This is a genomic window from Falsiroseomonas oryzae, from assembly GCF_027856955.1.
Lineage (GTDB): Bacteria > Pseudomonadota > Alphaproteobacteria > Acetobacterales > Acetobacteraceae > Falsiroseomonas > Falsiroseomonas oryzae.
The window spans coordinates 1-8,726 of the sequence record NZ_JAPSMD010000220.1 but is presented as its reverse complement, the minus strand read 5'-3'; the positions used below and the strand labels follow the sequence as shown (position 1 = coordinate 8,726).

The window sequence follows — 8,726 nt, the reverse complement described above, 5'->3', positions numbered from 1 at the left end:
GGCGACCCCCGCACCGCCCCGCACTTCGCCGCCCGTCCCGCCCCCTGTCGCCATCGTCGCGCCTCCCGCCGCGCCGGCCATCGACCCCGCCCTGGTCGAGGCGATGCTGCGGCGCGGGCAGGCGCTGCTCGACATCGGCGACATCTCGGGCGCCCGGCGCTTCCTGGAACGGGCGGCGGCCGGCGGCAGCGTGACGGCCGCGATCGCCATGGCCGAAACCTTCGACCCAGTCGCCCTGGCGCGCCGCCACGTCGTCGGCATGGCGCCCGACCGGGCGGCCGCGCTGGACTGGTATCGGCGCGCCGCCGCGCTCGGCTCCAGCGAGGCCGCCGCGCGCATCGCCAACCTCGAGGCCCAGAGATGACCCTCCACCACATGGGCGGGGCGACCCGCCGCGCCCTCCTGCTGGCCGGGCTGGCCGCCGCCCCCGCGGCCGCCCAGACCGGCCTGACCGCGGATCTCAACCGGCGCGTCGCCCAGGCCAATGCGGGCACGGTCGGCATCATCGCCGGCGGCGTGGATGGCACCTACATCCGCATCGCGGCCGACCTGGCCTCGGTGCTCGACGACGGCGACGCGCTCCGGGTCATCGCCATGATCGGCAAGGGCTCGCTGCAGAACATCGCCGACATCATCCTGCTGCGCGGCGTGGACATCGGCATCGTCCAGTCCGACGCGCTCGCCTTCGCCCGACGCCGGAACCTGGTCCCCGGCGTCGCCTCGATGGTCCAGTACATCGCCAAGCTGTACGACGAGGAGATCCACGTCCTGGCCCGGGAGGGGATCGCCTCCGTCGCGGACCTCCGGGGCCAGGTGGTCAACGTGGACGTCGAAGGCAGCGGCACGGCGATGACCGCCTCCCTGGTCTTCGAGGCGCTCGGGGTGAGCGTCCGCTTCGCCAACGACCGGCAGGACGTGGCGCTCACCCGGCTGCAGCGCGGCGAGATCGCAGCCATGGTGTTCGTGGCGGGGAAGCCGGCCCGTCTGTTCAGCGGGGTTCCCGCCGGCGGCGGGCTGCGCTTCCTGCCCATCCCGGCCACGCCGGCGCTGCTGGAGACATACCTGCCGGCCAGCCTCGTCGCCGCCGACTACCCGACGCTGATCCCCGAGGGCGGCAGCGTGGACACCATCGCGGTGGGGGCGGTGATGGCAGTCTACGCCTGGGCGCCCGGCGCCGAGCGGCACCGCAAGGTCGCGCGCTTCGTCGAGGCGCTCTACGCCCGTTTCGACGAGTTCCTCCGGCCGCCGCGCCACCCGAAGTGGCGCGAAGTGAACCTGACCGCCGCGGTGCCGGGCTGGGTGAGGTTCGACCACACGGGCGCATCGCGCCCGGCGACGCGGCGCGAGCCACCGCCAGGCGGCTGACGCTCCCCCGAGGATCCGCGGGCCCTTCGTCCCGGAGGCCTGATCGTCCCCAGGCTTGTCCTGCGCCGGCCGCCCCGCGTGCCCAGGCACAGCAGGCGTGCGAGCACGCCCGTTCCCGTTTCTTTCCCTGCTTCCCGCATACGATCGGCGCGGCGCGTGTAGCGCTACATCACGGAGAAGTAGCACTACGACAGAGGCGTCGCGGCTCGGGCGGCCGATGTAAAGTCATTTACAATATCATCGGTGCGGATCAGGCGTCGCCGCGTTCCGCGGCCTTCACGGCAGCCCAGGCGGCTTCCATCGCGTCCAGCCCAACGTCCTGCGGGGTCTTGCCCTCCGCGGCCAGCAGCCGTTCGATACCGCCGAAGCGGCGCTCGAACTTGGCGTTGGCGGCGGCGAGGCAGGCCTCCGGGTCGAGATCCAGCTTCCGGGCGAGGTTCGCCACCACGAAGAGCAGGTCGCCCACCTCGTCGGCCTGCCGCGCCTTGTCGGCGGCCGGCAGCTCGGCGCGGAGCTCCGCCGCTTCCTCCTCCAGCTTGTCCAGCACGGCGCCGGCATCCGGCCAGTCGAAGCCGACCCGGGCGGCGCGGCGTGTCAGCTTCAGCGCGCGGGTGAGGGCAGGGAGCCCTGCCGGGATCCCGGCCAGAGTTCCGGCCTCGGCGCGTGCCGCGCGCTCGGCTGCCTTCTGCGCCTCCCAGGCCTGGGTCTGCGCGGCCGCGGAGCGCGCCTCTGCCTCCCCGAACACATGAGGATGGCGCCGTATCATCTTGTTGCTGATGCTTTCTGCCACCTCGGCGAAGGCGAAGCGGCCGGCTTCCTCGGCCATCCTTGCGTGATAGACGACCTGGAACAGCAGGTCGCCGAGCTCGTCCAGCAGCGCGGGAAAATCCGGCCCGCGGGCGATCGCGTCGGCCACCTCGTAGGCTTCCTCGATCGTGTAGGGCGCGATGGTCGCGAAATCCTGTTCACGGTCCCAGGGACAGCCATCCGGAGCCCGCAGCCGGGCCATGATGTCGAGCAGACGCCGCAGGGCGGCGCCAGGGTCGGTGCGGGAGGCGGCGTCAGGCGCGGGCATGGGGCAGGGCACTCCTCGAGACTGCCGGGGAAGCTGTTCCGCGCGATCGGCGCAGGCAAGCCGGTCATGGTGACATCGCTTTCGCGATGGTTTCGGATTGCCTTCGGGACGAGGCGCGGCCGCAGGTGTTCTTTTGTGTCTGGGCGGCGCTCCGGTCGCCCGGACACGAAGGGTTCGCGCGATGACTCCGATGCCTCGCCTGGCGGCCGTTGCGGCCGTCCTTGGCTTTATCCTCGCCGCGCCGGCCATGGCGCAGACCGTCACGCCGCAGCCCGCGGGCCCGCCGCAGTCCACCCCGGCACCGGCGGTGCTGCGCGGCGCGCAGACCGACCGCTGCGCCGAGCCGCGCGCGTGGCTGGCCGCAGAGGAGACCACGCCAGGCATCCTGCAGCGCCTGGCCCGGGAGGCACTGGCGGCCTGCGAGGCAGCGCCGCCGACCCAACCCGCGACGGGGAGGTGATCCGGGACGGTGAGCCGGGCGCTGTCCTGCGCGCCCTGTCCACAGCCCGGCTTGTCGCATAAGATATATTATGGAAATAAAAAGGCTGTGGGTAAGGTGTCGGATAACCGTGGACGGATGCGTCGCCCGGCTCGCTCCCGCTTGGCCGTTGACAGCTTGGGCCGGCTCTTCAATGAACTCCGGTCATGGCGCCAGGCTCTCGCATCGTGCTGTTCGGAGCCGGCGGTCCGCTCACCCCCGATATCGAGGAGAGCTGCACGCGGCGCGGGATCGAGGTCGCCGCCGCGGTCATGAACCGAGCGGGCCCGGGCTATGCGCTGGACGACGCGAAGCTCGTGCCGCTGGCGGCGCTGGATGGCGCGCTGCTGGCTCTGCCCTTCCTCTGCCCCCTCTTCACCCCCGCCAACCGACGCGCCGCCGTCGCCGAGGCGTCGGCCCTCGGACTGCGACCGGCCGCTGCGCTTGTGGACCCGACGGCCATCGTCGCGTCCTCCGCCAGCCTGGCGGACGGCGTCTTCGTCGCCGCCGGCGCCATCCTGGCCGCCCTGGCGCGCCTCGGCGAACATGTCCTGGTCAACCGGGGCGCGAGCATCGGCCACCACACGGAACTCGGCACTTTCGCCTCGATCGGGCCCGGCGCGGTGCTGACCGGCCAGGTGCGGATCGGTCCCGGCGCGATGATCGGCGCCGGGGCGGTGGTCTGCCCGGGCGTGACGGTGGGCGCGGACAGCGTCGTCGCACCGGGCGCCGTCCTGCGACGCGACCTGCCGGACGGGTCGCGGGCCGCGGGCAACCCGGCCGTGATTCTCGGCCGCCCGCGCCTGTCCGCCTGAGCCGCGCGCCATGCCGCTGCGCACCCGCCTCCGGATCCATCTCTACAGCATCTGCTGGAACGAGGCCGCCATGCTCGGCTTCTTCTTCCGGCACTACGATCCCTGGGTCAGCCGCTACGTCTTCTACGACGACGGCTCCACCGACGGGACGCTGGACATCCTGGCCGCGCATCCTCGCGTCGAGATCCGCCGCTTCCAGCGGAGCGTCCCGGATTCCTTCGTGCTGTCGATGCAGGAGCTGCAGAACGACGTCTGGCGCGAAAGCCGCGGCGCGGCGGACTGGGTGGTGATCACCGCGGTGGACGAACATCTGCACCATCCGCGCCTGGTGCCCTTCATCGAGGCCTGCCACGCGGCCGGCGTCACGGCGATTCCGGCGCTCGGCTACCAGATGGTCGCCGATGCCTTCCCGCCGCCCGACACCGATCTGTGCCGCAGCCTGACGCTCGGCGCGCCGCATGCGCCGATGAGCAAGCTCAGCCTGTTCCGCCCGGACCGCCTGGCGCGCACCAACTTCGGCCGCGGCCGACACCGCGCGCGCCCGACCGGCCGGGTGACGTTCCCGGAGCGGGACGAGCTCATGCTGCTGCACTACAAGTATCTCGGCGAAGGCTACACCGCCGCGCGGCACGCCCTGCTCGCCACCGGCCTCGGCGCCCGCGACCAGGCCAGCGGCTGGGGCGGCCACTACACCGCGGAGTCCCGTCGGCTGGCGCGCGAATTCGCCGGCTTCCGGGCCGCCGCCGTGGACATCGCCGACCCCGGCCACGAACCCTGGCGCGACCATCGCGAGCCGCGCTGGTGGCGCGCCGATCCGGATCGCCAGGACGACGGCTGACCGGGCCGGGTCAGCCCCCCGGCACCTCCAGCACCATGCCGTCGTGACCGGGCTCGATCCCCGGCGGCAGGTTCGCGTGCAGCCAAGCCCAGTCCAGGTCGAAGCCCATATGCGTCAGCACCACGCGCCGCGGCTTCAGGCGGTCGGCCCATTGGCAGACAAGGTCGAGATGCGCATGCACGGGGTGCGGCGCGCGCTGGAAGCAGCCGACCACCCAGGTGTGCAGGCCTTCGAGGGCCGCGAAGCTCTCTTCCGGAAGCTTCACCAGGTCGGTGCTGTAGGCGAAGCGCCCGATGCGGAAGCCGAGCGTCTCCATCACCCGGTGATCCTGGCGCAGCACGCGCACGGCCATCCCGGCCATCTCCACCACCTCCCCCGGCGCCACCGGGCGCGGCTTCAGCGAGGGCCGGAAGAAGCCCTGGGCCGGCGGCGGGTGGAAGGCGTAGTCGAAGCGGCTGCGCAGCTCGGCCAGCGTCACATAGGTGCCGAAGATGTCCAGCGCGCCGCCGATGTTGCGGTTGACGATGCGCAGCTCGTCCAACCCCATGACGTGATCGGCATGGCTGTGGGTGATCGCCACCGCGTCGAGCTGGCCCACGCCCGCCGCCATGAGCTGCGCCCGCAGGTCCGGGCCGGCATCGATCAGCAGCCGCCTGACGCCGGCCTCCACCAGCGCCGAGGTCCGCGTGCGGCGGTTGCGCGGCTCGGCGGGATCGCAGGCCCCCCAATTGCCATGACCGTCCGGCCCGCCGATCTGCGGCACCCCGCCCGAGCCGCCGCAGCCGAGGAGCGTGACCCGGATCACGCCGCGCGGGACCTCTGGAACAGACGGTGAAAATTCGTCGTGGTCAGCTCCGCCAGCGTCGCCATGCCCATACCGCGGACCTCAGCCAGCCGCGCGGCGGTGTGCGCCACATAGGCCGGCTCGCAGCGCTTGCCGCGCAGCGGGACGGGGGCGAGGTAGGGGCTGTCGGTCTCCACCAGCAGGCGGTCGGCCGGGACCTCCGCGGCGATCGCGCGGTTCTCCTCGCTCTTCGGGAAGGTCAGGATCCCGCTGAAGGAGACGTAGCCGCCCAGGCGGATTGCGGTGCGCGCGAGTTCCGCGCCGGAGGAGAAGCAGTGCAGCAGGAAGGGAAAGGCCCCCTTCCCCGCCTCCTCCTCCAGGATGGCGGCCATGTCGGCGTCGGCGTCGCGCGCATGGATCACCAGCGGCAGCCCGGAGGCACGCGCCGCCGCGATGTGCCGGCGGAAGCTCTCCGCCTGCATCGGCCTGGGCGCCTTGTCATAGAAGTAATCCAGCCCGGACTCGCCGATCCCGATCACCTTCGGATGGTCGGCCTCGCGCAGGATCTCGTCCACCGCCGGCGGCTCGCGCTCGCCGGCATTGTGCGGGTGGATGCCGACGGTGGCGAAGACGCCCTCGTAGCGGTCCGCGATGTCCCGCACCGTCGCGGCCTGCGCGCCGAGCCGCGTGCCGATGGTCACCATCTCCGTCACGCCTGCCGCGCGGGCGCGCGCGACGACATCCGCCTGCTCCTGCCCCTGGAAGTGGTCCAGGTGGCAATGGCTGTCCACCAGCATGGTCAGCCCGCGGCCTCGATCTTGGCGAAGAGCGGCGCCGGCGGCGGCAGCGGCAGACCGCCGGGCAGGGGCGTGCCCAGCGCCCCGAGCCCCCGCGCCGCCTCGGGCACGCCAAGCTGGTCCAGCAGCTTCGCCATGGTCGTCGGCATGAAGGGTTGCAGCACGGTGGCGAAGACCCTGAGCGCGTCGTGCAACTGGCGCAGCACGGCTTCCATGCGGGCGGGGTCGGTCTTTTTCAGCGCCCAGGGCGCTTCCACCGTGATGTACCCATTGGCCTCCCGCGCCGCGGCCATCACCGCCTCCAGCGCCAGGTGGAACTCCTGCCGGTCGAGATGCGCGCCGACCTGCCCGGGCAGCGCATCCACCAGCGCGCCGAGCGCCGCGTCGGAGGCGGCGCGCGCCGCCGGCCCCGGCAGCTTCGCGTCGCAGTTCCGCTGGATCAGCGAGAGCGTCCGGTTCGCGAGATTGCCGAGCGCATTCGCCAGCTCTCCGTTGTTCCGCCCGATCAGCGCCGCGCGGGAGAAGTCGCCATCCTGGCCGAAGGGCACCTCGCGCAGCAGGAAGTAGCGGATCGGGTCCAGGCCGAACTCCGCGACAAGAGCCACAGGATCAATGACATTGCCGAGGGACTTCGAGATCTTCTGCCCCTCGTTCGTCCACCAGCCATGCGCGAAGACGCGCTTCGCCGGCGCGAGGCCCGCGGCGAGCAGGAAGGCCGGCCAGTAGATCGTGTGGAAGCGGACGATGTCCTTCCCGACGAAGTGGATCTCCGCCGGCCACCACCTGGCGAAAGCTTCAGGATCATGCGGATAGCCGGCCGCCGTGATGTAGTTCGTCAGCGCGTCCATCCAGACGTACATCACATGCGCCGGGTCGCCCGGCACCTTCACGCCCCAGGTGAAGGAGGTCCGGCTGATCGACAGGTCCAGCTTCTCCGGCGTCTGCCCGAACTCCTTCAGCCCGTTCTGGACGAAGGCGCGCACCTCGTTGCGGCGCGACTCCGGCTGGATGTCGATGCGGTGCGGATCACCCTCCGGCAGGTCGAAGCGCCGCAGCAGCTCGGGCAGCCACTTCGACAGGCGGAAGAAGTAGGAGGGCTCCCTCACCCACTCCACCGGCGCGCCGCTCGGCGCGTATCTCACCCCGTCCCGTTCGGTCAGCTCGTCCGGGCCGTAGAAGGCCTCGTCGCGCACGGCGTACCAGCCCTCGTAGTGGCCGAGGTAGATCTCCCCGTTCGCGACCAGCTTCTCCCACAGCGCGGCGCAGGTGCGCTTGTGCCGCTCCTCCGTGGTGCGGATGAAGCCGTCATTGGAGAAGCCCATCGTCACCGCAAGGTCCCGGAAGTGCTGGCTCACCTGGTCCGTGAAGGCCTGCGGGTCCATCCCGGCATCCTTCGCCGCCTTCTCCACCTTCTGCCCGTGCTCGTCGGTGCCGGTCAGGAAGAAGACGTCGCGCCCCTCCAGCCGGCGCCAGCGCGCCAGCACATCGGCCGCCAGCGAGGTGTAGGCGTGCCCGATATGGGGCCGGTCGTTCACGTAGTAGATCGGCGTGGTGATGAAGCAGGGCCGCCGATCGGACACGGTATCGGGCAAGGTGGTCTTCCCGGGTTGTTGGCCGCCGCCGGCTCAGCGCCGCGGCGGGGTCAGCCATCCCAAGGCGGTCAGCACGGCCTGCTTGCGATCGAGGCTCAGCCCATCCGTCTCGGCGGCGAGGCGGCCGAGGCTATCCCACAGGGTCGACCACTCGGCAAGCGGACGCAGCGCGAGCCAGCCCGGCGTGCCGGCCTCGCCCCGCGCGGCCCGGCGCGTGGCGGCCGAGATCTCCCGCCGCAGCAGCGCGATGAAGGTCACGAAGGCGCTGCCGTCGCGCTTCGCCGCCACCGCATCCGCCACGGCATGCCAGCGCCGCCGGTCGCCGGCCGCGAGCCCCGCCAGCACCTCCTCGACCAGTTGCTGGATCGCGAGCCCCTCGCCTTCGGCGAGTTCCATCGCGCGGCCGGGCGAGCCCTCCGCCATCGCGGCCAGCCGCGCGCGGTCGGCCTGCGGCATCTCCGGCCGCAGCCGCGCCAGCACCTGCGTCATCTCCGTCGGCTCGAGCGGCGCCAGCTGCAGGCGGCGGCAGCGGCTGCGGATGGTCGGCAGCAGCCGGTCCGGCGCGGCCGTGGTCAGCATCAGCACGGCGCGCGGCGGCGGCTCCTCCAGCGTCTTGAGCAGCGCATTCGCGGCCTCCATCCGCATCGCCTCCGCCTGGTCCACCAGCACGAAGCGCCAGCCGCCTTCGGCCGGTGTCAGCGACAGGGCTTGGATCGCCTTGCGGACGGGGTCCACGCGGATGGTCCGCTTCACCCCGTCGCCGGCTTCCGGGCGGAGCGCGACGAAATCCGCATGCGCACCCGCGAAGATCCGCCGGAACACCGGATGGTCGGGCGGCAGGTGCAGCGGCGGCGCGCCGGGCTGCGGCGGGCGCTCCGCCCCGCCCGCCAGCAGCCAGCGGGCGAATCGGTAGCCCAGCGTCGCCTTGCCGATGCCGGGCGGCCCCGCGACCAGCCAGGCATGCGGCAGCCGGCCGGAGCGC

At 72.3% G+C, this 8,726-nt stretch carries 10 protein-coding genes; 5 read left to right on the top strand and 5 right to left on the bottom strand.

Annotated features, from left to right (window positions below; translation table 11 throughout):
- On the top strand, nucleotides 1-364 hold a 364-nt coding region (locus OZN99_RS19050), incomplete at its 5' end, for an SEL1-like repeat protein (RefSeq protein WP_270936848.1).
- Complete coding sequence (locus OZN99_RS19045) at nucleotides 361-1,365, top strand: TAXI family TRAP transporter solute-binding subunit (RefSeq protein WP_270936847.1); 1,005 nt, start codon at nucleotides 361-363, stop codon at nucleotides 1,363-1,365. The genes OZN99_RS19050 and OZN99_RS19045, both read left to right, overlap by 4 nt.
- A 250-nt stretch (nucleotides 1,366-1,615) precedes the next feature.
- Here the strand turns inward: OZN99_RS19045 and mazG are convergent, their stop codons facing one another.
- The gene (gene mazG / locus OZN99_RS19040; RefSeq protein ID WP_270936846.1) at nucleotides 1,616-2,440 is read right to left on the bottom strand and encodes a nucleoside triphosphate pyrophosphohydrolase; all 825 of its coding nucleotides are present in this window, start codon (nucleotides 2,438-2,440) and stop codon (nucleotides 1,616-1,618) included.
- A 190-nt stretch (nucleotides 2,441-2,630) separates the two neighbouring features.
- Between mazG and OZN99_RS19035 the strand changes: the two genes are divergently transcribed.
- From OZN99_RS19035 to OZN99_RS19025, 3 genes are all read left to right on the top strand, one after another.
- On the top strand, nucleotides 2,631-2,900 hold the full coding sequence (locus OZN99_RS19035; protein ID WP_270936845.1) for a hypothetical protein: 270 nt from the start codon (nucleotides 2,631-2,633) through the stop codon (nucleotides 2,898-2,900).
- 185 nt (nucleotides 2,901-3,085) lie between these two features.
- The gene (locus OZN99_RS19030) at nucleotides 3,086-3,733 is read left to right on the top strand and encodes an LbetaH domain-containing protein (protein ID WP_270936844.1); all 648 of its coding nucleotides are present in this window, start codon (nucleotides 3,086-3,088) and stop codon (nucleotides 3,731-3,733) included.
- Between the two features lie 10 nt (nucleotides 3,734-3,743).
- Nucleotides 3,744-4,571, top strand: coding sequence for a glycosyltransferase family 2 protein (locus OZN99_RS19025; RefSeq protein ID WP_270936843.1), 828 nt, complete (start codon nucleotides 3,744-3,746; stop codon nucleotides 4,569-4,571).
- Between the two features lie 10 nt (nucleotides 4,572-4,581).
- On the opposite strand, the gene OZN99_RS19020 is transcribed toward OZN99_RS19025, so the two are convergent.
- The 4 genes from OZN99_RS19020 to OZN99_RS19005 all read right to left on the bottom strand — a co-directional run.
- Entirely contained in the window at nucleotides 4,582-5,373 is a 792-nt protein-coding gene (locus OZN99_RS19020) for an MBL fold metallo-hydrolase (RefSeq protein ID WP_270936849.1), read from the bottom strand.
- Nucleotides 5,373-6,152, bottom strand: a complete 780-nt coding sequence (locus OZN99_RS19015) for a TatD family hydrolase (protein ID WP_270936842.1) — start codon at nucleotides 6,150-6,152, stop codon at nucleotides 5,373-5,375. The genes OZN99_RS19020 and OZN99_RS19015 overlap by 1 nt, the downstream gene beginning before the upstream one ends.
- A 2-nt stretch (nucleotides 6,153-6,154) precedes the next feature.
- The gene (gene metG, locus OZN99_RS19010) at nucleotides 6,155-7,744 is read right to left on the bottom strand and encodes a methionine--tRNA ligase (RefSeq protein ID WP_270936841.1); all 1,590 of its coding nucleotides are present in this window, start codon (nucleotides 7,742-7,744) and stop codon (nucleotides 6,155-6,157) included.
- Between the two features lie 33 nt (nucleotides 7,745-7,777).
- Nucleotides 7,778-8,726, bottom strand: a 949-nt coding sequence (locus OZN99_RS19005) for a DNA polymerase III subunit delta' (protein WP_270936840.1), incomplete at its 5' end; no start/stop codon positions are given.

Bases quoted from the DNA above. Each gene is read 5' to 3' on its own strand.
- OZN99_RS19045 (WP_270936847.1), top strand. From the start codon at position 361: ATGACCCTCCACCACATGGGCGGGGCGACCCGCCGCGCCCTCCTGCTG.
- mazG (WP_270936846.1), bottom strand. From the start codon at position 2,440: ATGCCCGCGCCTGACGCCGCCTCCCGCACCGACCCTGGCGCCGCCCTG.
- OZN99_RS19035 (WP_270936845.1), top strand. From the start codon at position 2,631: ATGCCTCGCCTGGCGGCCGTTGCGGCCGTCCTTGGCTTTATCCTCGCC.
- OZN99_RS19030 (WP_270936844.1), top strand. From the start codon at position 3,086: ATGGCGCCAGGCTCTCGCATCGTGCTGTTCGGAGCCGGCGGTCCGCTC.
- OZN99_RS19025 (WP_270936843.1), top strand. From the start codon at position 3,744: ATGCCGCTGCGCACCCGCCTCCGGATCCATCTCTACAGCATCTGCTGG.
- OZN99_RS19015 (WP_270936842.1), bottom strand. From the start codon at position 6,152: ATGCTGGTGGACAGCCATTGCCACCTGGACCACTTCCAGGGGCAGGAG.